The sequence below is a fragment of the Dakarella massiliensis genome (genome assembly GCF_001182045.1).
Taxonomy (GTDB): Bacteria; Pseudomonadota; Gammaproteobacteria; order Burkholderiales; family Burkholderiaceae_F; genus Mesosutterella; species Mesosutterella massiliensis.
The window spans coordinates 275333-300390 of sequence record NZ_CVTY01000007.1 but is presented as its reverse complement, the minus strand read 5'-3'; the positions used below and the strand labels follow the sequence as shown (position 1 = coordinate 300390).

Sequence of the window (25058 nt, the reverse complement as noted above, 5' to 3'; positions counted from 1 at the left end):
AGTGTGGTCAATTATAGCCTTGAGACCAAGGGCGAAACGGAACAGGAAGAAAACTTTACCGAGTACCTTGTCTCAGCGGAAAACTCCGGGGAGCGGCTCGATAAGGCACTCGCAGCCCTGATGCCTAAAGTTTCGCGCTCCCGTCTCCAGACGTGGATCAAGCAGGGCGCGGTTACGGTAAATGGAAAACCGGTCGATAAGGTGCGGGATCCGGTCTATGAGGGAGACGTGGTCGCGGTGACCGCGCAGCCGTCCCCTGAGGAACTCGCTTTTACCCCCGCGGATGTCCCGTTTGACGTGGCGTACGAGGATGACGCGATCATCGTAGTGAATAAGCCTTCCGGCCTCGTTGTTCATCCGGCGGCAGGGCACTGGGACGACACGCTGCTGAACGGTCTTCTTTTCCGTTATCCGGAACTCCGGGTGCTGCCGCGCGCCGGCATTGTCCATCGCCTGGACCGCGACACGACCGGCCTTATGGTGGTCGCAAAGACGCTCGAGGCGGAAACGTCACTTGTCCGTCAGCTTCAGGAACGCACAGTGAAGCGTGAGTACTGGGCGCTGCTTCGAGGCGAAGCCCCGGAGCGGACGCTCGTCGACCGCCCGATCGGCCGTGACCCCCGTCACCCGATGCGGTTTGCGGTTGACGTGCCGGGCTCGATGCGCTCCGCCCGCACCCATATCGCCCGTGTGGCTCTTGGAAACGCCAGAAAGCGCGTGATCAGCTGGGTCGCCTGCCGCCTTGAAACCGGCCGCACGCATCAGATCCGCGTTCACTGCGAGAGTCTCGGGCTCCCGCTCCTCGGAGACCCCGTGTACCGCGGCGGACTCCAGCCGATTGATGACGGCACGGTTTTCTCGATCAAGCGTCAGTGCCTCCACGCGAGCCGCCTCGGGCTCACGCACCCGGTGACGGGCGAGCGGATGGAGTGGTTCGCGGCTCCTCCCGCGGATCTCACGGAAGTTATGCAGGCGCTCGGCTTCGGGCCGCTCGATCAGCCGGTCACGGTGTTTGATGAAGAGGCGCCGCTAGGCGCGGCGCCCGACTGGGAATAATTCCGGCATTCCCCCGGCCCGGGGTCTCAGAGCCTCGGGCGGGCGCGGCGGGCTGACTACAATAGCCCCCAATCCTTAATTTTTTCTGCAGCGACTAATCCCATGGCTTCCAATCTTGAAAAACCGGAGCTTGCCGTTCTGACTCCTCAGTGGCAGGCACCGGCTTCTGTTCACGCCTGTTTCACGCTTCGCGAGGGCGGGGTGTCCTCGGGCCCCTTCGGGAACGAGGACGGTATCTGCGGCATGAATGTCGGTCTCTACTGCGGAGACGCGAAGGTCTGCGTCCGGACGAACCGCGGATTCCTCTCGGACTACGCGGGGTCTGACCCGAAGTGGCTGCATCAGGTGCACGGAACGGCAATCGTGCACGCGGATGACGCGGTGCCTGAAGCAGAGGCGGATGGCAGCTGGACGATGACCCCGGGTGTGGTTCTCGCGATTCAGACCGCGGACTGCCTCCCCGTGATCCTCACGGATCCGGCGGGAAGAATCGTGGTCGCGCTTCACGCCGGGTGGCGGGGGCTCGCCGCCGGTATCCTGCAGGACGGTGTGAAGCTGATGAGGGAAAAACTGTCGGATCCGGACGCCCGGATTCTCGCCTTGCTCGCGCCCCGGATCGGAGCGGATGACTTCGAAGTCGGGACTGATGTCCTCGACGCGATGAAGGCGCGGCTTCCTGACGCCGCTTCCCGCTTTAAACCGAAGGCGGAAGCCGGGAAGTGGCTCTGCGACCTCGCGGGGCTCGCGTCAGACGCGCTCGTGTCGCAGGGCGTGAAGCGCGAGGATATCGCGGACTGCGGGTTCTCGACCTACGCGGATCCGGTTCACTTCTTCAGCTACCGCCGCGATCACGGCGAAACGGGGCGCCATGCGGCGCTTGCCTGGATTGACCCCAAAGCGCTCTGATCCCTTATAATCGCCTCCCCATTACTTAAAGACTGAAATCAAAAGGAAATCTTCTTCCATGCTGAACGAAACGCCCCGTCGGATTCCGACGATCGGTTTTGTGTCCCTTGGCTGCGCCAAGGCGCTTGTCGACTCCGAGCGCGTCATTACGGAGCTCCGGAGCGAAGGCTATTCGATCGTCGATAACTACCGGGATTCGGATCTCGTGATCGTGAATACCTGCGGGTTCATCAACGAGGCGATTGAGGAGAGCCTCGGCGCGATCGCCGAAGCGACCCGTGAAAACGGCCGCGTGATCGTGATGGGATGCCTCGGCGGGAAGAAGGACGCGGACGGGACGAATTTCGTGATGAAGCGGAACCCCGCGGTGCTCGGCGTTCTGGGACCGGAGGAAGAGAAGGATGTGGTGAAGCTCGTGCATCAGCACCTTCCGGCTCCTCACGCGCCGTACCTCGATCTCGTTCCGGGCGGCGGTGTCCGTCTGACCCCGCAGCACTACGCGTACCTTAAGATTTCCGAAGGCTGCAACAATCACTGCACGTTCTGCATCATTCCGCAGCTCCGCGGCAAGCTTCACTCCCGCTCGATGGACTCCATCATGCGTGAAGCCTGGAGCCTGAAGGAAGACGGCGTGAAGGAAATCATGGTGATCGCGGAGGACACATCGGCCTACGGTTCTGACCTCGGCTATAAGCTCGCCTTCGCGGGCGGCCGCCCCGTGCATACCCGTCTTGAAGACCTCTGCGTCGAGCTCGGCCGTCTCGGTCTCTGGATCCGCCTCCACTACGTGTACCCGTACCCGATGGTGGATCGCATTATTCCGCTGATGGCGGAAGGGAAGATCCTCCCGTACCTCGATATTCCGCTTCAGCACGCGGACCCCGATGTGCTTCGCCGTATGGCCCGTCCGGCGCACGCCGAGAAGACGCTTGAGCGGATCCGCAAGTGGCGCGAGATCTGTCCGGATCTCACAATCCGCTCTTCCTTCGTGGTTGGTTTCCCCGGTGAAACGGAGGAAGAGTTCCAGCACCTTCTCGACTTTATCCGCGAGGCGGAGCTTGACCGCGTTGGCTGCTTCACGTATTCGCCGGTTGACGGCGCGAAGGCAAACGACTTCCCGGATGCCGTACCGGATGACGTGAAGGAAGACCGTCGCCGCCGCTTCATGGAAGTGCAGGCCGAGGTGTCCGCGGAGAAGCTGAAGCGCCGTATTGGGAACGTTGAAACCGTTCTGATTGATGAGCCTGAGGATGAGAACGGCGTCGCGGTCGGCCGCACGGCGCACGAGGCCCCTGAGGTGGATGGCGTCGTGTACGCCACGGTCACCCGCCCGGTGAAACCTGGCGAATTCGTGCGCGCGAAGATTGTCCGCACCGAAGAGCATGACCTCGTGGCGCTCCAGGTGGAAGAATAACCGGCCAAATTTTCTTTCCGCCGGAATCGAAAAACCGCTTCAGATTCAATAGTCTGAAGCGGTTTTGTGTTATGAGGAGCGGCGCTCGAAAAGCGCGGACATCCCGGGCTGAAGCCCGGGGATCGGTTTCAGGGGCCGCGCCCGGATTTCCTCAAACGGTTCCGCGTCGCCGCCCTTCGCGTTCCGCCGCTCGCGGATCGTCTCAATCCGGAACTCATGAGCGGGGCCGCCGATCGCCGGAATCCGGATATGAATCACGTCCCCCTCCTTGAGGCCGGCCGCGGTGCTTGCGGGAGCCGAAAACGCGGCCCAGGGGGAGGAGAGATCCGCGATCGTCGCGATCGGGAACCCGCTTGGCGCGGCGTCACCGGCTCCGAGGTAGATGTGGGAGATCTCGCCATTCATCGGGCTGCGGATCACCGCGTCGTTTTTCGTATCGGCACTCTTTCCCTTATTGCCAGCCGCGGGAGAAGCCGGGGCAGGGGCTGTCCCCTGATTCCCGAGGACGAATGCCTCTTTCGCGGCGCGCTCCGCTTCGCGCGCGGAGTCAAGCGCCGCGCGTTCCTCTTCCAGCCGCTGCTCGGGCACAAGCCCCTGGCGGTAAAGGCCGGATACCCGGGCAAAATTCTTTTCCTCAGCGCGTTCAGCGGCAATCGCGGCTTCGTACGCTGTGCGGGCGTCTGACATATCGCTTGTGCCGAGGATTGTTTCGTCCTTGAGAGTGCTGCCCGATTGCCGCATCGGAGATGCGGTAGCCGAGCGGGCCCGGACCTCAGTGTCCGGGATCGTCACGATCGCGATTTGGTCTCCGAGCCCCACGCGGTCACCTTCCTTCACGAGGATCTGACGGATGCGGCCGGGGATTTTGCTTCCGACGTCGATCGACGCCGCGGTGATTTTGCCTTCAAGCGGCGGGAGTCTCGGGTGCGTCCAGAGCCACGCGCCCCAGCCCGCGAATCCGATTACAAGGATCGCGAGGAGCACGGAGAGGACGATGACAAGCGTGTTGCTGCCCTGATCTTCTTTTTTTTCTTCAGCCATAAGCGACAGATCGCGGACCGGAATTCCGGTTCCGCGGGAAAGGATGGGACAGTCTGTGAGAGAGCGTCTGAATCCAGTGCCTCAGAACCCACTTCTGGCTGTCTTTCCCTATTGTAGGGACGAAATATGACACTTTGCATCAGCGCAGCGGCAGAAGTGTGATGCAGAGACGGAAGATCGGTAAAAGAATGTGGCCGGGCGGCACGGAGGAGAGGACAGCGCCGCCGGGTCAGTATGACGCTTAGTCTTCGTGCGTATGGGGATGCGTGTGAGGGTGCGCGTGGCTGTGTCCGTCCGCGTGATCATGACTGTGCTCATGGTCATGCGGGTGGTCATGATTCTCTTCATCCGGTTCCACCGGGATCAGGTTGATCTTCCCGTAGTGGACACCAGGCGCCGAGACAATCGAGAGCGCGAGACTCTGGATCTCGGACACCGGTCCCCGGAGAATGATGGTTTCGGAGCACACCTCGTGCGACACGTGGATATGCATCGCGGTGACGACAAGCCCGATATTCGCGTGCTGGATTTCATTCATCCGCTCGGTGAGCTGCCGCTTATGGTGGTTGAAGCTGTAGCTCACCACGGCGAGCGCCTGGGCATCCCCCCGCGTCAGGTCCTCTTTCGCGATGATGTCGCGGAGAATATCCCGGAAGACTTCAGAGCGGTTGCTGTAATTCCGTTCCTTCATCAGGCGGTCGAGCTGGACCGCGAGATCATCATCAAGCGAAATCGTGAAGCGCTTCATAGGTGTTCTGCCTCTTCTTCTGTCAGGGACGCGTTCGGATCGCGTATGGATAGGATTTTAGACTCCGGCGCGCTCTGCCCAATACGGGCCGTCCGCGAACCAGTTCAGTGCGGAGTCGAGCCCGAGGCTGTTGATCTGATGCGGGATGAGGGCGCGGACCCGGGGCTTCGCGTGGTACGCGATACCAAGCCCCGCGAACTCCAGCATCTTCACATCGTTCCAGCCGTCCCCCATCGTGATGACATCGCAGGCCGGGATGCCGCGGTCCGCCGCAAGCTGCTCCACAATGTGACGCTTGCCGTCCGAGTCCACAATCTTCCCGCCGTTTTCTTTGGGGCCCGTCACGGTGCCGTCCAGCACCCCGTCCCGGATCCCGAGCTTATTGCAGTGAAAGCCGTTCGCGCCGAGTTTCTCCGCGGCCGCGGCCGCGACTTCATCAAACCCGCCCGTCACAATGTGGCACTCAAGACTGGCTGCGCGGCAGCTCTTCACCCAGCGTTCCGCGCCGGGACTGTACGGCATCGTTTCCGCGAAATCCGTGAACGCCTTTACGGGGCAGCCCTTCACAGCGGCGATCCGAAAGCGGAGGCTTTCCGCGTAGTCCTTGATATCCCCCCGCATGGCGGCTTCGGTTACCTGCGCCACTGTGTCGCCGTAGCCCGCGTTTTTCGCCACCGTGTCGAGCGTCTCAATCGCGACCAGCGTGCTGTCGAGGTCACTCGCGAGGAGGCGGAATTCCGTGAGTTTCAGGCCATGACGCACCATCGCGGCGTCGAGCCCCGCTTCCTGGAGTCTCCCGATCACGGGTTCCGCGGTGAGCGGATTCACGGATTCAAGCCTCACGGCCCCCGGCGAGATTTCCGCGATGAAGCCGGCGAGACCCGCCGCTTCCGCAGGAAGGTTGCTGCGGGAAAGATCCTTTCCCTGAATCACGAGATCGTAAGAAAGCGGCGTCATCGTCACGCTAGACTCCTTCGCACGGGGGTGCCTTAAGGTTTTTGGGGTTAGGTAAATTTACTCAAGTTTACCCAGAATTCCCTTAACCGCCGCAATCCGTGACTCAATATTCCCCGTTGACTGGGAAATCTGAACGCGATTCGGGCCCGTCATCCGCATGTCGCGCCGGCTCTGCATGAGGTCGATGAACTTAAGCGGCTCAAATTTCGGTTTATCGGCGACCGTGAGGTAGATCACTTTTTCCGAAGCGTCCACCTTGCGGATTCCAAGCTTCTCACAGAGGAGCCGGATCCGGTGCTCATCGATCAGGGTCTTCGCCTGGGGCGGAATCTCGCCATAGCGGTCAGCGAGATTCTCGACCACGGCGTCGATCGCGTCCGGGGTTTCGGCCGCGGCGAGTTCCTTATAGAACCCGAGCCGCTGGTTCACGTCCGGTACGTAGTCAGACGGGAGCAGCGCCGGCGCGTGGAGATTGATTTCCGCGACGGACGCGAACGGATGCTCGACATCCGGCGTTTCGCCGCGCTTCAGCGCCCGCACCGCCTCCTTCAGCATCTGGTTATAGAGGTCGAAGCCGACGTTCGCGATCTCACCCGACTGCCGTTCGCCGAGCACCTCACCCGCGCCCCGGATCTCCAGGTCATGCATCGCGAGGTAGAAGCCGCTCCCGAGGTCCTCGAGATTCTGGAGCGCCTCAAGCCGCTTCTCAGCGTTCTTCGTGATGGAGGCCTCGGGCGGCGTGAGGAGATAGGCGTAGGCCTGGTGGTGGCTTCGCCCAACGCGGCCCCGCAGCTGATGAAGCTGCGCGAGACCGAACTTATCGGCCCGGTGAATGATGATCGTGTTCGCGGTCGGAATATCGATGCCGGTCTCAATGATCGTCGTGCAGAGAAGCACGTTGTAGTGCTGCTGATAGAACTCGCGCATCACGCGCTCGAGCGCGTGTTCCGGCATCTGTCCGTGGGCGACCGCGATGCGGGCCTCGGGAACCAGTTCGAGCAGCCGCTCGTAACGCGTCTGGATCGTGTCGACATCGTTATGGAGGAAGTAGACCTGGCCCCCGCGCTTCAGCTCACGGAGAATGGCTTCGCGGATCAGCGCGTTGCTTTCCGGCCGTACAAAGGTCTTTACAGCCAGCCGCCGCTCGGGCGCCGTCGCGATCACGGAGAAGTCCCGCACGCCTTCAAGTGACATCGACATCGTGCGGGGAATCGGGGTCGCGGTGAGCGTGAGGACGTCGACCTCAGCCCGGAGCGACTTCAGTTTCTCTTTCTGCCGCACGCCGAACCGATGTTCCTCATCGATGATGACGAGTCCCAGGTTCTTGAATTTCACGGTGTCTGAGAGGAGCTTATGCGTGCCGATCACGATGTCGACTGAGCCGGTCTCGAGACCCGCGAGTGCCGCCGCGGTTTCCTTGCCGCTTCGGAAGCGGGAGAGCTCCGCGATCCGGACAGGCCACGCCGCGAACCGGTCACGGAAGGTCTGAGCGTGCTGCTCCGCGAGCAGCGTCGTGGGGCAGAGCACCGCGACCTGGTGGCCTCCCATCACCGCGATAAAGGCGGCTCGGAGCGCCACTTCGGTTTTTCCGAACCCGACGTCGCCGCAGACGAGGCGATCCATCGGTTTCCCCTTCTGCATATCGTCGAGCACCGCGTCAATCGCGGCCTGCTGATCGGGCGTCTCCTCAAACGGGAAACCTTCCGCGAACGCTTCGTAATCGGTCGGCGACACCTTGAAGACCATTCCGGGGCGGTTTTCCCGGTGCGCGTAGAGGTGAAGGAGTTCCGCCGCGGTGTCCCGCACCTGTTGGGAGGCCTTCCGCTTCGCCTTTTCCCATTCGCCCTTCCCGAGGTGGTGAAGCGGCGCGTGGTCGCGGTCAGACCCGGAGTAGCGGGAAATGAGGTGCAGCTGCGACACCGGTACATAAAGTTTCGCGCTGTCCGCGTAATCAATCTGAAGGCATTCGGCGGGCCCATCCTGGGTGTCCAGCGTGATCAGCCCCTGATAGCGCCCGATGCCATGCTCCACGTGGACCACGGGGTCCCCGATCCGGAGTTCCGAGAGATCCCGGATCATAGAGTCGACGTTTGTCTTCCGGTCGCGTCGCCTCACGTTGCGGCGGGGATTCGCCTTGTAGAGCTCGGTCTCCGTCACCACTGCGATCTTCGGCTGATCCATCAGGAAGCCGTCATAAAGCGGCCCGTGGGTGATCGAGAACGGGGAATCCGAGTCGATAAACGCGCTGAACCCCGGCACCCGGTCCGGGGCAAGCCCATACTCACGGAAGAGTTCGAGAATCGTCTCTTCTCGCCCGGCGGACGACGCGGAAATGAGGAGCCTCCGCTTCTCAGTCTGCGTCCTCGCGCGATATGCCTTCAGAGGCTCAAGCGGATCCTTCGCTCTCCGGTCAACGGAGAGATCGGGGAAGACGGGCGTTCCGTCTCCCGCTGTCACAAGTTTCCAGCGGGCAAAGGGGCTGAGCGCCTTGAAGAACGCTTCAGGCGACAGGAAGAGCTGTTCTGGGGGCAGCGCCGGATGCTCGGCGTCATGCGAAAGGAACTCGTACCGCGCCTCGGTCTCGTGATAGAACCGCTCAAGCTCCGCGTTCACGTCTCCTGTGAGGAAGAACCGGGCGTCCTCTCCTACGTAATCAAAAATCGTCGCTGTCTCGTCAAAGAAAAGCGGCAGATAGTATTCGCTCCCCGGGCTCGGAACGTGGTTTGCGATGTCCTTATAGACGGAAGACCGGGTGCCGGCTTTCGGGAAGGCGGTCTGCCAGTTTTTGCGGAACGTGAGGGCACCCGCTTCATCGATCGGGAACTCGCGCCCGGGGAGAATGCGGATGCTTTCTGCGTCCCCGGTCGTATGCTGCGTGTTTTCATCAAACACCCGGATCGTTTCGATCTCGTCATCGAAGAGTCCGATCCGGTACGGGTTCGGCGCGCCCATCGGGTAGATATCGACGATTTCGCCGCGGACACAGAATTCACCCGGCCCCATCACCTGAGAAACGTTTGAGTAGCCGGCGAGAATCAGCCGGTGCTTCAGATCCGTGGTGGAGAGGATGTCTCCCCGGCGGAAGAAGAATGTGGTCGCGGAAATAAAGGAGGTCGGCGCGATCCGGAGCGCGGCGGTTGAGGCGGAGAGGAGCAGCAGGTCAATCGCGGTCCCCGAGTCAGACCGTCTGCCGGGAACGCGGGATGAAAGCCGGTAAAGCGTTTCGAGCCGCTCCGATATCAGATCCTTATGCGGGGAGAGGAGATCGTAAGGGAGCGTCTCCCAGTCGGGGAACGTCCGGACGGAAAGCGAGGGATCGACCCACGCCACTTCCTGCTCAAGCCGGATCACGTCAGAAGCGTTCGCCGCGATCACGACGAGGATCGAGCCCTGTTCCGCGCATTCCCGCGCGGCCTCCGCGATCGCGACACTGTCGGGCGACCCTGCGGGAAGCGTCATCGTGCGGCTGAGTGTCGGGTGTTTATCAAAGAGACTGTCGCCAAGGAGGCCGGGGAAACGTGTTTTCGTCATGAAGAAAAATTCTGAAGGACGGGAAATTACGGTCTGGGCGAACGGTGCCGGATCGCTACAATTCCTGAAGATTATAGAAAGACTCGGGCGGCGGTTCGATCCCTGTGTTTGGAGGGGAAGTGCGCCGCCCGGACTGAACGCCAGCGTGACTGAAAGGAAGAGTGGAGTGAAAGAGGAAGAAAGCCGTTTTTATGCCCTGGTGCCGGCCTCCGGTGTCGGGCGCCGTATGGGGCTCGCCGTTCCGAAGCAGTATCTGAGGCTCGCGGGTGAAACGGTTCTTTCTCTCACGGTCCGGGCGCTTCACGGCTCAGGCATTTTTTCCGGGATCCTCGTCGTGGTGTCAGAGTCAGACGCCTGGATCGATGAGGAAACGTTCCCCGAAGGCGTGAGGGTCGTCCGCCGCGGCGGCCAAACCCGCGCGGACACTGTGATGAACGGCCTCGAAACCCTCTCAGGCGGCTCTGTTTTCCCGGCGTCCGGCACGGACTGGGTCATGGTGCATGACGCAGCGCGTCCCTTTGTGGATCCTGCGGATATCCGGAAGCTCCGGGATGAGGTGCTGTCGGCGGGGCACGGCGCGATCCTCGCGATGCCGATGGCGGATACCGTGAAGGAAGCGTCGCCAGACCGCCGGATTCTCGCGACCCGTGACCGCAAATCGCTCTGGCGCGCGGCAACGCCTCAAGCGTTCAGGCTGTCTGAGCTCCTATCCGCGCTCAGACGCGGGACCGAAGGGGTCACGGACGAATCCTCCGCGATGGAACGCGCCGGGGCTCCGGTTTCCGTTGTCCCGGGCAGCACGTTAAACTTTAAAATCACGACGCCGGATGACGCGCTGATCGCGGAAGCGATCGCCGAAGGCCGGCACCGCAAACACCCGTAACGCCCCAATAGGGGAGACTGGAGAAAGACACAGATGGCATTTCATATTGGGGAAGGCTACGACATTCACCGCCTGGTACCCGGCCGGAAGCTTTACCTCGGCGGCATTCTGATCCCATACGAAAAGGGACTTCTCGGGCACTCGGACGCCGATGTGCTGCTGCACGCCATTACGGATGCGATCCTTGGCGCCGCGGGCCGCGGCGATATCGGAGAGCGTTTCCCGCCGTCAGACGAACGCTGGAAGGATGCGGACAGCCGCCGTCTCCTTCAGATCGTGGTGGGCGAAGTCCGCGACGCGGGCTGGGAAATCGTGAACGTGGATACGACGATTTACGCCGAAGAGCCGAAGCTCGGCGAGTGGAAGAAAAAGATCCGCACGCAGCTCGCGCGGATTCTCGGTGTTGCCGAGCAGGACGTGAACGTCAAGGCGAAGACGAAGGAAGGCATGGGTGAAGTGGGCGAAGGGCAGGCGATCGAAGCGACTGCCGCTGTCCTTCTTGAGCCGAGCCTTCAGGCGGAAATCTTCTGATCGCCTTTCGCTGACGCGTCCGCTTCATCCCGCCCCTTCGACGCTTTCGGAGGCGAGGCGAGGGGGAAGCGGATTTCCACGACAAGCCCCTTCGGGTTATTCGTGTGAAGCTTCACCTGACCGTCGCTGCGCCGCGCGATGCGGTCCACAATCGCAAGCCCAAGGCCCGAGCCTGTAGATCCGGTGCGGGCCCGCTCGCCGCGCTCAAACGGCCGGAGCACGCGTTCCATCTCGGCCTCCGGAATCCCGTCACCCCGGTCCGCGACGGAGAGAATCGCCTTTCCGCCCTGCAGCCCGGTATTCACGAAAATCTCCAGTTTCCCTTCAGGATCGCGCCCATATTTGCTCGCGTTGACGAGGAGATTCTGCACGACACGCGCGATTTCAGCCGGGTGCGCCATGATGTAGACATCCTTCCGGATCACACTGTCAAGCGACACCGTGGGATCTTCCTGCATGCGGCTCGCGCTGATCGCGGCGGCCACCACTTCGCCGAGATTCACGAGTTCGAGCGGCGTATTCGAGCGGCGCGCGTAGCCGAGGAACTGGTTCACGATGTTTTCCATCTGTTCCATATCCTGGACCATGGCGTTCCGGGAGTCTTCGGGGAGATCCGCGAGTTCGACTTCGAGCCGCAGCCTTGTGATCGGGGTGCGGAGGTCGTGGCTCACGCCGGCGAGCAGCAACTCCCGGTCCTCCTCCATGCGGGAAAGGTCCTTCACCATGATGTTGAAGGATTTGTTCACCTCACGGATTTCGGTCGGGCCGGTGTCAGGGAGTTCTTCAGGGGTCTGCCCGCGGCCGAGCGCCTTCGCGGCGCGCGAGAGATTCGCGAGCGGCTCCACCGTGTGACGCGTGAGGAGCGTCGCGCCGAGCGTCGACAGCATAAAGGCGATGATGCCCCACCAGAGCCAGGACGTGCCGCTCGGACGGTCAAAGAGCTTTTTCCGGGTCATCAGCCAGTACTGATCGCCGTCGATCGAGAGCGACACCCAGAGCCCCTTTTCCCCGTTCACTTCTGACGCGAGCACCGTGTGCGGCCCAAGCCCCTCATGCACCATCTGTTCGATGAGACTCACGGTCGACGTGTCGGTGAGAGGGGTCGTGTGATCGCTGTCCTCCTTCGGCACAATGCGCAGTCCCTCTTCGCTCGCGAGGATATTGAGGAGGTCCGGACGGTACACCGGGTCCGCGGAAATCAGCGCGTAGCGCGTGAGATTCGTCATCGAGACGATCTGCTGCGAAATGCTCTGCGCGATCGACTCTTCATTAAATGTCCAGTACGTCTGAAGGCCGCCCAGCACCGACACCACGATGAGGACCATCAGCATCAGGAACGTGCGCCAGAAGATGCTGTTACTTGAATTACGTTCGCCTTCGGGGACCGGCGCCTCTTTTTTAGCCATGATTGCAGCCTGGGGTAAGAGGGAAAAAGGGAAAAGCGCGGCTGGCTTCTTGCTGAGAAACCTCTGCCGCGCTTCAGGTGGGAATCCGGTGATGCACCCGATCCTTACACCGTATGTCCGTCCGGGATGAAGACGTAGCCGAGACCCCAGACCGTCTGCAGGTAGCGGGGCTTGCTCGGTTCGGGTTCAATCAGCTTGCGGAGACGCGAGACCTGAACGTCAAGACTCCGGTCAAAGGCCTCGTACTCGCGGCCGCGCGCCATTTCCATCAGCTTGTCACGCGAGAGTGGCTGACGAGGGTGGCGGGCAAAGGCCTTCAGGACCGCGAATTCACCGGTCGTGAGCGGAATCGGTTCGCCGTTCTTCCGGAGCACGCGGGTTCCGAGGTCGAGCTCAAAGTTCCCGAACTTCACGATTTCGTTTTCGCTTGACGGGGCCCCCGGCGTCTCAGGCGTCGGACGGCGGCGGAGCACAGCGTGCACCCGGGCGAGGAGTTCGCGCGGATTGAAGGGCTTCGGGATGTAGTCATCGGCTCCGAGTTCCAGCCCCACGATACGGTCAACATCTTCGCCGCGCGCGGTGAGCATGATGACAGGCGTCGTGTCCTTCGCCGCGCGGATCCGCTTCAGAATCGCGAGGCCGTCTTCACCCGGCATCATCAGGTCGAGAATCAGCGCGTCAAACCGCTCACGCATCCAGAGCCGGTTCATTGCCTGGCCGTTTTCAGCCACGAAGACATTGAACCCGTTCTCACCGAGATAGCGCCGCAGGAGGTCCCGCAGCCTCGGGTCATCATCGACCACCAGAATTTTCGGTTTGCGTTCAGCCGTCATGTCTGTCCCCTTGTAATAGAATTCTTTCTCTAAAGAAAAAAGCTTCCCGGTTTTTGCTTCCGGGTTGGTTTGTTACATTTTGGCCTGTTACAAATTTTTTTGTGCTCTCCAAAACAAGCTGTAACAAAAGAACCCGCCCTGAAAGAATTTCACTCCCTTTTTGTAGCACTTTTTAAGAAAAATCGAAATAGGATATAGGTGTTGAAGAAAGGAGGAGCCTCCGCGGCCGGTTTCTGGAGCGGGGCCTTTCTTGCGGAAGCTCCTCCTCACTTATTTCCTTATTCGGACTGCTATGAGAAAATTTTTGCTGCTGGCTTTGCTGACGACCTGCTGCGCTGCGGCTTCCCCCGCGTTCGCGCAGGATGGTCCTATGTGCAATCGCACCTGCACTCCCGCTGAGTGGCAGAGTCTCTCCGTTCAGGAGCGCGCCGATCTCTGGCCTGTCATGACGCAGGAAAACCGCCGCCACATCTGGATGCTGATGGATGACGCGGAAAAACGGGCGCTTCGCGAGAAGCTCCGCCCGATCAGCCGGGAAGAATTCCGGCGCCACTTTGAGTGCAGCATCGACCCGAAGGGGCTCGGCGCCATGGAGCCGGGGGATCCCCGTCCCGTGATGTCGCCGATGGAAAGAATGCATATGAGAAATCAGATCATTCAGGTCCATCAGGAATTTATGCATGTCCGGTCCGCGCGTGAGAACGCCCGGATGGACGGAGGCCGCTGAGAAAGGGCCGTGCGTCGGGAGGCTTCGGGAGTGAAGCCGCCAGAGAAAACCCGGAAGCCGATCCGGCGAGGCGCTAAAATGCGCTCTTGGCAGGCGGGATTCGCGATTCATAGCCGCGGTCCCGCTTTTTTCGTATTTGGAATTCAGTAAGAGAACACAGAATGTCGGCAAAAATCCCAACGCTCCTCGCGCTTGATACCGCAACGCCGGTGAGTTCCGCCGCGGTGACGGGTGAAGGTCTTTCGGTCCAGAAAATTGATGAGTCCGGAGCGGGGCATTCCGAGTCGCTGATCGGAGAGGTGGACGCCGTGCTGCGGGAAGCGGGTGTCTCGCTTTCAGACTGTGACGCCGTGGTGTTCGGAGCGGGCCCGGGAGCGTTTACCGGGCTCCGGGTCGCGTGCGGTGTGGCGCAGGGACTCGCCTGGGCAAAGGAGAAACCGATTGTCGCGGCGAGCAACCTCGAGGCGCTCGCGATGAAGGAACTCAGCGGGAAACCCACCGGGACGAGAATCCTCGCCGCGTTTGACGCCCGGATGCATCAGGCGTACTGCGCGGTGTATGAAAAAGCGGAAGAGGGTGCGAGGCTCTCTGAACTCGTACCCGCCGAACTCGTGAATCCGGATGAGCTCGCGGGGCTTGCCGAAAGTTTCGGCGTGGCGCTCGCCTCGGGAAGCGGTGTCCGCGCGTTCCCGGAGTCGTTCGCGGTGCTCGGTGACCGGGTGACGCTGAATCCTGACGCGACAGTCACGGCGCTTGATCTCGCCTCGCTCGGCGCGATTCTTTTCAAATTGGGTCTCGCTGTGATTCCGGAACTCGCCGCTCCGCTTTATGTCCGTAACCACGTGGCGCTCACGATCGAAGAGCGCGCCGCGGGAAAGAGGCTCTGACGATGGCAGCCGCGATTCGGAATATGACGCCCGCGGATCTTCCCGCGATTGAAACGATTGAACCGCGTGTTTTTACGGAGCCATGGGATATGGGCTCCTACGCCGCGTGCCTCCGTTCCGGGTGCTACGCGAGAGTCGCGGAGGAAGCTGGGACTGTGGCCGGTTACACGGTCCTTCATCAGCTGCGGGGTGAAGCCGAGATCTTTACGCTCGCGGTCGCCCCGGAATTTCAGGGGAAGGGAATCGGGACCGCGCTTCTCGCCGATATCATGGCTGAGGCGAACCGTGAAGGCGCTTTCCGCGTGGTGCTTCAGGTGCGGTCCTCAAACGAACACGCGATCCATATTTATAAAAAGGCGGGGTTTGTCCAGGCCGGGGTGATCTCGGATTACTACGCGAACCGCGATGGAACCCGAGAAGACGCGCTCTTTATGGAGGCATTGCTCACCCATGCTTGACGCACGGCAGTCCGCGATCTGGAAGGCGATGGGGCTTGGCCCTGAGTGGATTCTCCGGGAAGAAGAGGATCCGTCAGTGCCGGTCCGAAGCGTGCCGAAGGCGGTCGAGGCTCCCGCAGCTCCAGTTTCGGAAGCGAGGCCTCAGCCGCGCGCGGTGTCACCCGCACCCCGTATACCGCGGGCTTCAGTGACAGCCCCGTCGCAGCCGGTTCACGCGAGCCCAGTGTCCCAGGCGCCGCGCCGTGCGGCGCAGGCCCTCTCTCCCGCCGCGCCTTCTGCTCCGCGAGCGGCTCATCCCGATTCCGCTGCGGGCGGATGGGATTCGGTGAAATTCTTCAGCCAGGTGACAGACGGCACCTGGGATCAGCTGAAGGCGCTTCTCCCTGAGTGCCACGGCTGCGGTCTCAGTGAAACACGGACCCGCACCGTGTTCGCGGACGGTGCCCCGGGCTGCCCGATCGTGATGGTCGGTGAAGCGCCGGGCGCGGAAGAAGATCTCCAGGGGAAGCCTTTTGTCGGGAAGAGCGGTCAGCTTCTCACGAAGGCGCTGGAGTCTGTCGGGCTTCAGCGCGGGAAGGACATCGCGATTATCAACGTGCTCAAATGCCGTCCGCCGCATAACCGTGATCCGAAGCCAGAGGAAGTCGCGGTCTGCCGCCAGTTCCTTGACCGGCAGCTTGAGCTCCTCGCCCCCAAGGTTCTCGTGCTGATGGGGCGCCCCGCGGCGTCAGCGGTTCTCGGCACCGATCAGGCGATCAGCCGCCTCCGCGGAAAGCTCCACGAAACTGAAGTCGGCGGGAAGAAGATTCCGGTGATTGTGACGTATCACCCCTCGTACCTCCTCAGGAACCTCGCGGATAAGGAAAAGTGCTGGCACGATCTGCTTTTCGTGAAGCGGACGCTGAAAGCAGCGGAAGCGGCCTGAGAGTACCGCTGAGCCCATGAAAAAAGCCCGGTTTTTTTAACCGGGCTTTGCTTTTGGGGAGCGATCTGCCGATCTATTTCTCTTTCCCGTTCTGCAGATGCGGGCTTTCCTCTCCGATCATGCTTGAGAGATCCTGGCCGAGCGCGTTGCGGCGGTGCGTGAGAATGACCACAATCATGCCGATCGCGACAAAGGCGCCGAAGATCTCCATGATGCGGGTGGAACTGAGACCGCCCTTGATCATGAGCGAGTAAATGCCCAGCATGATCAGCATCGATGAGTTCTCGTTGAAGTTCTGCACGGCGATTGAACGCCCCGCGCTCATCAGAACAAAACCGCGGTTCTGGAGGAGGGCATTCATCGGAACCACGAAGAAACCGGCAAGCGCACCGACAAGCACCATGATGGCGCCCGCGATGATGATCGCCCAAGAGATCTCGAATCCGCCCGGGAGCGTGATGACGGATGGCGCCATCGCGCGGTTGAAGTGCGCGGCAAAGACGACGACCACTCCCATCAGAACGCCCATCGGAAGCACCTTGAGACACTTCTTAAGCGGTACAAAGGTCGCGGCGCCGACCGCGCCGATCGCGATGCCGACCGACACCACAGCCTGAAGAACCGAAGCCTGCGAGAGGTTGAGTCCGAAATTTGTGTCCGCCCAGGAAAGCACAAGGAACTGCAGCACAGCGCCCGCGCCCCAGAACATAGAGGTGACGGCAAGCGACGTCTGCCCGAGCTTATCGGCCCAGAGCGCCTTGCAGGACCCAAGGAAATTGCAGACCGTCTTGATCGGCTCGAAATCAGCTTTCGGGTACCGCACGCCGGTGTCCGGAATAAAGAGATTGCAGGCCGCGGCGATGAGGTAAATAAAGAAAACGATCGAAATTGCGGCGCCGGCCCTCGTATGAATGCCGATCGTCTGGAGGATACCCGCGGCGAGCACCGGATCCGCGACAGCCGGCAGAATCAGCGCGCCGCCGAGCACCACGCCGAGGATGATCGAAATCACCGTGAGGCCTTCGATCCAGCCGTTAGCCACAACGAGTTTTTCAGGGGGGAGGAGTTCCGTGAGGATGCCGTATTTGGCGGGGGAGTAGGCCGCGGCGCCGAGACCGACAATCGCGTAGGCGAGCAGCGGGTGGCCCCCGAAAAGCATGAAGAGACAGCCCACCGCTTTCAGCGTGTTCGTGAGGAACATGACGCGGCCTTTTGGCATGCTGTCCGCAAAAATTCCTACATACGCCGCAAAGATGATGTAGCTCAGCGTGAAGCAGAGTCGCAGGAGCGGAGTCATCCAGGCAGGGGCGGCGAGCTCGGAGAGCAGCGCGATGGCAGCGATGAGGAGAGCGTTATCGGCGAGGCTTGAAAAAAACTGCGCCGCCATGATCGTGTAAAACCCGCGATTCATTTGTCTCCCTTATATTCCTTGAAAAGTGGGCAGTTCAGAGATGACGCAGCAGAACCGCCTAGGTAAATATAGCGGAAAGGCGGGATTTGTGACGCGGTCTCAGAAAGCCGTGCCGGAGTCTACCGTTTTTCCGTCCCGAAAACTAAAGGAAAAACGGAAACTTACACTTTATCGCCTGGAAGCCTCGGGTTAAACGATCCCGGGGGTTAACTCGGGTGTCGGGCCATAGTGGTAAAGTTTCCGGACAGTTTCCTTCCGGCGCTCCGCCGCTATGCGGAAAAAAGCGGGAACGTCCGTCGGGGATCATTCACCTACAGCATCAGAACAAATCAGGAAAGTCTAGAAAATGCCTCGTCCCATAGAGCTTGTTATTCATATGGACGCACTGCGCCACAACTGCCAGAAAATGCGGGAGGCGGCACGCGGCCGGTTCCTCTGGGCTGTGGTGAAGGCAAACGGCTACGGTCACGGCCTGGAGCATATTGTGAAGGGGTTCGCTGAGGCGGATGGTCTCGCGATCCTCGATATCGGAGACGCGCTGAAACTGCGCCGTCTCGGCTGGAAAAAGCGGATCCTGATGATTGAAGGGTTCTTCGATGAAGAGGACCTCGGCCCCATTCAGGAAGCGGGGGCTGACGTGATCGTTCATTCGGAGCGGCTCCTTTCCATTCTTGAGCATCACAAGGGGCTGCGCCTCGGATGCTACATTGGCGTGAACACCGGCATGAGCCGTCTCGGCTTCCGGCCGTCTGAAGTGGAAGCGGTCCGCGCCCGGCTTCACGCGATCCCGGGAGTCACGAGCTACGGTGTGCTCACGCACTTCGCGAACGGTGACCCTTCTTATAAAGAGAACGGCCCGGCGACGGTCGGCCGGCAGCTGGATCGGCTCGATGACCTCGCGAATGACCCTGAAGGGGCGTGTCTTGCGGCAACGACCGGTATGCTCTTCCACCCTGAGGTGAAAGGGAACGCGGTCCGCGCCGGCATCGCGCTTTACGGCGTGAGCCCGGATTCGACGGTGTCTGAAAAGGCGCTCGATATCATTCCGGCGCAGACGCTCCGCGCGAAGATTATCGCGGTCCAGCATATTGAGAAGGGTGAGGCGGTCGGTTACGGCTCCAAGTGGATCGCGCCGCGTCCGAGCCGCATCGGTATCGTCGCCTGCGGCTATGCGGACGGCTACCCGAGATCGGTTCCGAACGGCACCCCGGTCTGGGTTGAGGAAAAGCGGGTTCCGATGGCGGGGCGTGTCTGCATGGACATGATTTCGATTGATATCACCGATTACCCGGACGCGGATGTCGGAAGCTGGGTGGAACTCTGGGGGCAGCATATTCCGGTGAACGAGATCGCGGGTTCGGTCGGCACGATTGGCTATGAGCTGATCTGCAGCGTGCTGCCGCGCGTTCCTGTCCGGGAGACAGAAGGGGCTCTCTGATTCAGGTGTCCTCCTTTCTGTAAACTAAAAGCTTCAACCGCAGGGCTGTGGATCCGAGCGATCCCGGCCCTGATCAGTCTACGGAGCGGCAGAAATGGCAAAGTCAAAAACGGTTTATGTTTGCAGCCAATGCGGGGAGAGCTTCCCGAAATGGATGGGACAATGCCCGAACTGCCACGCCTGGAACACACTCTCCGAATATAAGGTGGAGGAGGGTGTCAGCGCCCGCTATGGCTCTGACCGCCACCGCAGCCAGGCGATTATCGAGTCGACTGAAGTGAAGGATCTCTCCAGCGTTCAGGCGGAGGACCTTCCGCGGATCCTGACCGGGCTCCGCGAATTTGACCGCGTGATGGGCGGAGGCCTTGTTCCGGGCGGTGTGTCGCTGATCGGTGGCGATCCGGGTATCGGCAAATCCACGCTTCTCCTTCAGGTCACGGCGCGGCTCGTGGGGCGCGGCATGAAGACGCTCTATGTTTCAGGCGAAGAGAGCGCGGGGCAGGTCGCGATGCGCGCGAAGCGCCTTGAGCTCCGGCCGGATGGCATCCGGCTGATGAGTGAAATCCAGCTTGAGACGATCGAACAGGTCATCGTGGCGGAGAAACCGGACTTCGTCGTGATTGACTCAATCCAGACGATTTTTTCCTCTGAACTAAACTCCGCGCCGGGCTCGGTCTCCCAGGTGCGTGAATGCGCGGCGCGTCTCACGCGTCTCGCAAAGACCTCAGGTACGACGCTTGTTTTTGTCGGCCATGTCACGAAAGAAGGGTCGCTTGCCGGGCCTCGGGTGCTCGAGCATATCGTCGACACGGTGCTTTACTTTGAAGGCGATACGCACTCCAACTTTCGCCTCATCCGCGCGTTCAAGAACCGCTTCGGTGCCGTGAATGAGCTTGGGGTCTTCGGAATGACGGACCACGGCCTCCGCGGTGTCTCAAACCCATCCGCGATTTTCCTTTCCGAATACCGGGAGAGTGTCCCGGGTTCCGTCATTCTTGTGACGCAGGAAGGAACACGGCCGCTCCTCGTTGAAATTCAGGCTCTGGTGGATGACTCACACTCGCCCACCCCAAAGCGGCTTTCGGTCGGCCTTGATCTGCAGCGTCTTTCAATGCTGCTCGCGGTCCTCCACCGTCACGCCGGGGTGAGCTGCTTTGATCAGGATGTCTTTGTGAATGCCGTGGGCGGCATGAAGATTGCGGAACCGGCGACTGACCTCGCGGTGCTGCTCGCCATCATTTCCTCGATCCGCAACCGGGCGCTCCCGAAAGGGCTCGTGGTGTTCGGTGAAATCGGTCTCGCGGGTGAGGTGCGTCCCGCGCCGCGCGGCCAGGAACGGCTCCGCGAGGCCGCGAAGCTCGGATTCTCGCGCGCCATCATTCCGCGCGCCAATCGGCCGAAAGAGCCGATTGAGGGGCTTGAAGTGATCCCGGTGGATAAGCTCTCGGAAGCGGTCGCGGCCGTGCAGGGGATGGAGTAAGTTTGCCTCACCGGACCCGGACTGAATCGGTATACTTTCCCGCATCAAATAACCCATATTGCCTGGAAATTACACAATGACCACGCTCACCAAAATCCTTCCGGCGGGATCGAAGCCCGCTCCTGTTCTCCTCGCGAGAATGAAGCAAATCCCCCTGATTAGCGCCTTCCGCGCTGAGCTTCCCTCCACCTTTGAGGCGGGCGGCGAAGCGTACGAAGTGACGGTTCCGGTTGATGAACTGCGTCCTCTTGAGATCGATGACATTCTGATGGATGATCATGGGCAGCTCTATGCGGTGAGCGCTGCGCCTGAAGTCGTGTTCCACGTCACGGGCGATATGAACATGATGCAGCAGGCGGGCTCCGCTCTCCTGATGCGCGGCTACCGCGTGTCTCAGACTGAAGACGGTTTCGGCGTCGCGGCGGACGAAGACCTGGGTCTCGCCCTGAAGCAGATCGGTCTCACCTATACCGAAGTCACCGAACCCTTCACTCCGATCGTTATGGACTCCTGTGGTTGCGGATGCGGCTGCGGCGGCCATCACCACCATCACGATGACGACGATGAATGCGGCTGTGGCTGCGGCGGTCATCACCATCACCACGAAGAAGAAGAGTGTGGATGCGGCTGCGGTGGTCACCACCATGAGCACGAAGAGGAAGAATGTAGCTGCGGCTGCGGCGGTCACCACCACGATCACGAAGAGGAAGAGTGCGGGTGCGGCTGCGGCGGCCACCACCATGAGCATGAAGAGGGCGAATGCGGCTGCGGCGACCACCACCATGAGCATGAAGAGGGCGAATGCTGCTGCGGCGGCCATCACCACGAGCATGAAGAGGGTGAATGCGGTTGCGGCGGTCACCATCACGAGTATGAGGAAGGCGGCTGCACCTGCGGCTGCGGTTCCGAGAAACCCGCTGCCAAGTAACACTACCCTGGCTGCGCCTCTGATTTTTTAAATCTGCACAGCTTTTTTGAAGGCACTTTCCAGAGTTTTTCTGTAAAATAAAGCCTTCGTGCGCGGGGGTGGCGAAATTGGTAGACGCACCAGGTTTAGGTCCTGACGCCCGTTGAGGGCGTGCCGGTTCAAGTCCGGCTCTCCGCACCAGGTTTCAGAGCCCGGAGTGCTTCTAAGAGGCATTTCGGGCTCTTTTCTTATGTACCGGCTTCTTTTTCTTTTCCCCGGTTCCTGTATTCCCGCTTTCCAATCGTGCTTTGCATTCAGGAAAGATGCCCGTCTCCCTCGGTTTTCCCCACGATTTTTGAGTTCATCAGTATCCGGTCTGATACTGAAAAACGACAGAAAAATTCCTAATCAGGACCTGATCTTGTATGAAATCCATTAGTCGTCTAACAATAATTTTGTGTATCAATAAATATTTAATTAAAAATACGGCTGATGGTCAGGGGCAGGAATCCCTGAGTACAAAAATCCTCACTAGCGGTCTCTGATAGCCTGAATAAGAACGGTTCTCAATACGCTGATCTTAAGGTTGACGTAAGGCGCTTTTACTTATATTAAGAATATAAATTAAAGAGTTAAGAGGAATCGGACACATCGGGTCCTGTTATGAAACTGGTTTGATTTAAAAATTTTCATTCTCATTGAAAAGCACTGCCGGAATACTTTCGATGATTGACAATATTGAAATTAAGGTAATACAAAAAAATAAAAAAAGACTCACACTTTTATAAAAAGCGAATAGAATAATGCTATCTGGTATGCCACACATTTGTCCCCGGGACCCCCAATCACCCCGGGTGGCAGACCGGATCATTTCTAATATCTAGGAGAAAGTAATGGCTGCTAATCGTTATGCCGGTACGAAGACCGAAAAGAATCTGTGGGAAGCCTTTGCCGGTGAGTCCCAGGCCCGCAACAAGTACACGTTCTTCGCAAGCGTCGCGAAGAAGGCGGGTTACGAACAGATTGCCGCTCTTTTCCAGAAGACCGCTGATAACGAGCGTGAACACGCGAAGCTGTGGTTCCGTCAGCTCGGCCAGATCGGCACGACCGAGGAAAACCTCGCCGCTGCCGCTGCCGGTGAAAATTACGAGTGGACGGATATGTATGACCGTATGGCGAAGGAAGCCGATGAAGAAGGTTTCCCGGAACTCGCCGCTCAGTTCCGCGGCGTGGCTGCGATTGAAAAGACCCACGAAGAGCGCTATCGCAAGCTGCTGAAGAACGTGGAAGAGAAGAAGGTGTTTGAGAAGGCCGGCATCACGGTCTGGGAATGCCGCAACTGCGGTCACATCGTGATCGGCACGAAGGCTCCGGAAGTCTGCCCGGTCTGCTTCCATCCGCAGAGCTTCTTCGAAGTCAGCGCCGAGAACTACTGATAGCCGGCGCGTTCCGCGGGTCCTCTGAGGACCCGCGGATCAGTCCTGATGGTTTTGTTCCGCCTTTCGTCTGCAGGCGGGGCAGATCCCCTGAAACACGGAATTCTGAAAGTCAATCAGGATTCCGTGTTCTGCATCCAGGTGATGCTTCAGTTCCTCAGCGGTACGCTCAATCTCTCCGCAATGAAGATGAAAGAGCTTCCGGCAGACTTTGCACTGTACATGAAATTCCGCTTCATCGTGCCCCGGCGCGAATTCAAACACAATCGGGCCGCCTTTCTTGGTCAGGAATTTCTTCAGCTTCCCTTCGTCTGAAAGCGCGTTGACGAGCCGGTAGACCGTCGTGTAGCCGATCTTTTCGCCGCTCGCGACGAGACCCTCGTGAATTTCCTTCGCCGTCAGAAACTCCTCCGGATGCGACTCGAGAAAGCTGATAAGGGATGCTTTCTGACGCGTGGAGTAACCGCTTCCGCGGGGGTTCTGTTTTGTTTCGTTTTCTTCAGTCATGACTGTCCGGTGATCTTCGCCCGAATTCTGAGGATAAGAATAACCGATAAGAGGATGAAAGCCGAAATCAGCGCCGTAGCGCCGCCAGGCGCGACGTCGAGCGCGTAGGAGGCAAAGAGCCCGCCGATCGCTGAAACCACAGAGACCGCGAAGGAAATGACGGCCGTCGCGCGGATTCCTTTACGGAACTGCAGCGCGGAGGCGACCGGGATCGCGACCATCGAGCTGATCACAAGAGCTCCGAGGATTTTGATTGAGGCAGCGACTGAGGCCGCGGCGATGACGGAGAAGAGGAAGGAAACCGCACGGATCCGGACGCCGGCAAGCTTTGCCGCCACTTCATCAAAAGCGACATAAATCATGTCGTAGCGAAGCAGAAACGTGAGGAGCACGGCTGCCGCCGTGAGCACGAGGATCGCGATCGCATCGCTCCGGTCAACCGTCAGGATGCTTCCGAAAAGGAAGGATTCGGCGTTTGCGTGGAGGAGCCCCGAACTCATGAGGGTCACGGCTATGCCGGCAGAAAGCGCGAGGACGATCGCGAGCGTGAGGTCAGAGCGTCTCGGGAAACGGCTCTGCAGGAGATCGATCCCGGCCCCCGCTGCGACGGAGTATCCGATCGCGTAGAGAATCGGGTTCCCGCTGAAGAGAATCCCGGTCGCGACACCGGCGAGCGACGCGTGGGCGAGTGTGTCGCCGAGAAGTGAATACCGCCGCAGCACGATAAAAATTCCGATCGTGGGACAGAGGATGCCAATGCAGATGGACGCGAAAAACGCGTACCGCATGAAGCTGAAACTGAAGATATCGCTGAAAACCGAAAAATCAGGCATGGAACGCCTCCGATTCCGTGAGACGGCCGTCCTTCAGTTCGAGAATCCGGTCGGAGTAGCGCCGCGCGGCGCCGAGGTTATGTTCCACCGCGATGACGGTGAGGTGATGTTTCTCATGAACGTGGCGGATCAGTTCATAAATTTCCTCAGCCCGTTTTGGATCGAGTCCGGAAGAGGGTTCATCAAGAATCAGAAGAGCGGGGGATGAAATGAGGGCGCGTGAGAGATAAAAGCGTTTCATTTCGCCGCCTGAAAGCGTACTGACAAGCGCCTCCGCCCGATGGCCGAGGTCAACCGATTCGAGCGCGAGAAGAGCGGAGTCCCGGAGATTCGCCTTTCCGATTCTGAGAGACGCGAGAATCCCTTTCTCAGTCCGGGTCCGAAGCCGTTCATAAATGGTGAGTGCCTCAAGCAGCGTGATCGGGAAGTCGGAATACGCGTAGTCAGACGCCTGGGGGACAAAACCGATCCGGGTGCCCTGAGGGACGCGGATCGATCCGGCTGACGGTTTCAGAAGACCAAGCATCAGGCGGATCAGGGTGGATTTGCCGCTTCCGCTCTCTCCGGTAATGGATGTCCAGGAGCCGTCAGTGAGGGTCTCTGTGACCGACTGGAAGAGAAACGGCGCGTGCCCGGAGTAAGAAAAACTTAAATTGGAAATCTCAACCATATTCATTCCGTTCAACAAACGGATTTGCTATTTATTTTGGTAAGCATGTATGATAGCGGATATTCAAAATTGA

The 25058-nt window shown here is 60.0% G+C and carries 23 protein-coding genes and 1 tRNA gene; 14 read left to right on the top strand and 10 right to left on the bottom strand.

Features of this window, described 5'->3' with window-relative positions:
- The first annotated feature begins 3 nt into the window (after nt 1-3).
- The 3 genes from BN1936_RS07700 (at nt 4) to rimO (ending at nt 3376) form a co-directional block, all read left to right on the top strand.
- On the top strand, nt 4-1056 hold the full coding sequence (locus BN1936_RS07700; RefSeq protein WP_232422087.1) for an RluA family pseudouridine synthase: 1053 nt from the start codon (nt 4-6) through the stop codon (nt 1054-1056).
- A 102-nt stretch (nt 1057-1158) separates the two neighbouring features.
- Nucleotides 1159-1962, top strand: coding sequence for a peptidoglycan editing factor PgeF (gene pgeF, locus BN1936_RS07695; protein WP_022442749.1), 804 nt, complete (start codon nt 1159-1161; stop codon nt 1960-1962).
- A 58-nt stretch (nt 1963-2020) separates the two neighbouring features.
- Complete coding sequence (gene rimO, locus BN1936_RS07690) at nt 2021-3376, top strand: 30S ribosomal protein S12 methylthiotransferase RimO (RefSeq protein ID WP_049687088.1); 1356 nt, start codon at nt 2021-2023, stop codon at nt 3374-3376.
- A gap of 69 nt (nt 3377-3445) precedes the next feature.
- Here rimO and BN1936_RS07685 read toward each other — a convergent pair whose 3' ends face one another.
- From BN1936_RS07685 to mfd, 4 genes are all read right to left on the bottom strand, one after another.
- Nucleotides 3446-4417, bottom strand: a complete 972-nt coding sequence (locus tag BN1936_RS07685) for an HlyD family secretion protein (protein WP_049687087.1) — start codon at nt 4415-4417, stop codon at nt 3446-3448.
- A gap of 241 nt (nt 4418-4658) precedes the next feature.
- Nucleotides 4659-5165 (bottom strand): nickel-responsive transcriptional regulator NikR, encoded by a 507-nt coding sequence (gene nikR, locus BN1936_RS07680; protein WP_022444281.1) that lies wholly within the window; start codon nt 5163-5165, stop codon nt 4659-4661.
- Between the two features lie 57 nt (nt 5166-5222).
- The gene (serB, locus tag BN1936_RS07675) at nt 5223-6122 is read right to left on the bottom strand and encodes a phosphoserine phosphatase SerB (protein ID WP_049687086.1); all 900 of its coding nucleotides are present in this window, start codon (nt 6120-6122) and stop codon (nt 5223-5225) included.
- A 57-nt stretch (nt 6123-6179) separates the two neighbouring features.
- Nucleotides 6180-9653 carry a transcription-repair coupling factor gene (gene mfd / locus BN1936_RS07670; protein ID WP_049687085.1) on the bottom strand — a complete coding sequence of 1158 codons (3474 nt, stop codon included), beginning with the start codon at nt 9651-9653 and terminating at the stop codon, nt 6180-6182.
- A gap of 166 nt (nt 9654-9819) precedes the next feature.
- On the opposite strand from mfd, the gene ispD reads away from it, so the two are divergent.
- Both ispD and ispF read left to right on the top strand, forming a co-directional pair.
- A complete protein-coding gene (gene ispD / locus BN1936_RS11780; protein ID WP_049687084.1) occupies nt 9820-10536 on the top strand; it encodes a 2-C-methyl-D-erythritol 4-phosphate cytidylyltransferase in 717 nt (238 codons plus the stop codon).
- Between the two features lie 33 nt (nt 10537-10569).
- Entirely contained in the window at nt 10570-11067 is a 498-nt protein-coding gene (gene ispF / locus BN1936_RS11775; protein WP_022444287.1) for a 2-C-methyl-D-erythritol 2,4-cyclodiphosphate synthase, read from the top strand.
- Here the strand turns inward: ispF and BN1936_RS07655 are convergent.
- A complete protein-coding gene (locus BN1936_RS07655) occupies nt 11049-12473 on the bottom strand; it encodes an ATP-binding protein (protein WP_049687083.1) in 1425 nt (474 codons plus the stop codon). The genes ispF and BN1936_RS07655 overlap by 19 nt on opposite strands.
- Nucleotides 12474-12577: 104 nt before the next feature.
- A complete protein-coding gene (ompR, locus tag BN1936_RS07650; RefSeq protein ID WP_022444289.1) occupies nt 12578-13306 on the bottom strand; it encodes an osmolarity response regulator transcription factor OmpR in 729 nt (242 codons plus the stop codon).
- Between the two features lie 304 nt (nt 13307-13610).
- Here ompR and BN1936_RS07645 point away from each other — a divergent pair, with 304 nt between their 5' ends.
- The 4 genes from BN1936_RS07645 to BN1936_RS11210 all read left to right on the top strand — a co-directional run bounded on the left by BN1936_RS07645 (nt 13611) and on the right by BN1936_RS11210 (nt 16303).
- Nucleotides 13611-14033, top strand: a complete 423-nt coding sequence (locus tag BN1936_RS07645; protein ID WP_049687082.1) for a hypothetical protein — start codon at nt 13611-13613, stop codon at nt 14031-14033.
- A gap of 161 nt (nt 14034-14194) precedes the next feature.
- Entirely contained in the window at nt 14195-14920 is a 726-nt protein-coding gene (gene tsaB / locus BN1936_RS07640) for a tRNA (adenosine(37)-N6)-threonylcarbamoyltransferase complex dimerization subunit type 1 TsaB (protein WP_049687081.1), read from the top strand.
- A gap of 2 nt (nt 14921-14922) precedes the next feature.
- Nucleotides 14923-15378 carry a ribosomal protein S18-alanine N-acetyltransferase gene (gene rimI, locus BN1936_RS07635; protein ID WP_049687080.1) on the top strand — a complete coding sequence of 152 codons (456 nt, stop codon included), beginning with the start codon at nt 14923-14925 and terminating at the stop codon, nt 15376-15378.
- Complete coding sequence (locus BN1936_RS11210; RefSeq protein ID WP_022443786.1) at nt 15371-16303, top strand: uracil-DNA glycosylase; 933 nt, start codon at nt 15371-15373, stop codon at nt 16301-16303. Before rimI ends, BN1936_RS11210 begins: the two co-directional genes overlap by 8 nt.
- 73 nt (nt 16304-16376) lie before the next feature.
- Here the strand turns inward: BN1936_RS11210 and lplT are convergent, their stop codons facing one another.
- The gene (gene lplT / locus BN1936_RS07625; RefSeq protein ID WP_049687079.1) at nt 16377-17714 is read right to left on the bottom strand and encodes a lysophospholipid transporter LplT; all 1338 of its coding nucleotides are present in this window, start codon (nt 17712-17714) and stop codon (nt 16377-16379) included.
- Between the two features lie 346 nt (nt 17715-18060).
- Between lplT and alr the strand changes: the two genes are divergently transcribed.
- From alr to rbr, 5 genes are all read left to right on the top strand, one after another.
- Entirely contained in the window at nt 18061-19152 is a 1092-nt protein-coding gene (gene alr, locus BN1936_RS07620; RefSeq protein WP_049687078.1) for an alanine racemase, read from the top strand.
- Nucleotides 19153-19246: 94 nt separating this feature from the next.
- Nucleotides 19247-20632, top strand: coding sequence for a DNA repair protein RadA (gene radA / locus BN1936_RS07615; RefSeq protein WP_022443790.1), 1386 nt, complete (start codon nt 19247-19249; stop codon nt 20630-20632).
- Between the two features lie 76 nt (nt 20633-20708).
- Nucleotides 20709-21560, top strand: coding sequence for an urease accessory protein UreE (locus tag BN1936_RS07610; RefSeq protein ID WP_049687077.1), 852 nt, complete (start codon nt 20709-20711; stop codon nt 21558-21560).
- Between the two features lie 92 nt (nt 21561-21652).
- Nucleotides 21653-21740 (top strand) — tRNA-Leu (locus BN1936_RS07605).
- A 692-nt stretch (nt 21741-22432) separates the two neighbouring features.
- Nucleotides 22433-22975, top strand: a complete 543-nt coding sequence (gene rbr / locus BN1936_RS07600) for a rubrerythrin (protein WP_022444263.1) — start codon at nt 22433-22435, stop codon at nt 22973-22975.
- A 39-nt stretch (nt 22976-23014) separates the two neighbouring features.
- On the opposite strand, the gene BN1936_RS07595 is transcribed toward rbr, so the two are convergent.
- Genes BN1936_RS07595 through BN1936_RS07585 form a run of 3 tightly spaced genes read right to left on the bottom strand, consistent with a single transcriptional unit; the run spans nt 23015 to nt 24985 of the window.
- Nucleotides 23015-23482, bottom strand: coding sequence for a Fur family transcriptional regulator (locus BN1936_RS07595; RefSeq protein ID WP_049687076.1), 468 nt, complete (start codon nt 23480-23482; stop codon nt 23015-23017).
- Nucleotides 23479-24315, bottom strand: a complete 837-nt coding sequence (locus BN1936_RS07590) for a metal ABC transporter permease (protein WP_049687075.1) — start codon at nt 24313-24315, stop codon at nt 23479-23481. The genes BN1936_RS07595 and BN1936_RS07590 overlap by 4 nt, the downstream gene beginning before the upstream one ends.
- Entirely contained in the window at nt 24308-24985 is a 678-nt protein-coding gene (locus tag BN1936_RS07585; RefSeq protein ID WP_022444260.1) for a metal ABC transporter ATP-binding protein, read from the bottom strand. Before BN1936_RS07585 ends, BN1936_RS07590 begins: the two co-directional genes overlap by 8 nt.
- Nucleotides 24986-25058: the final 73 nt, after the last annotated feature.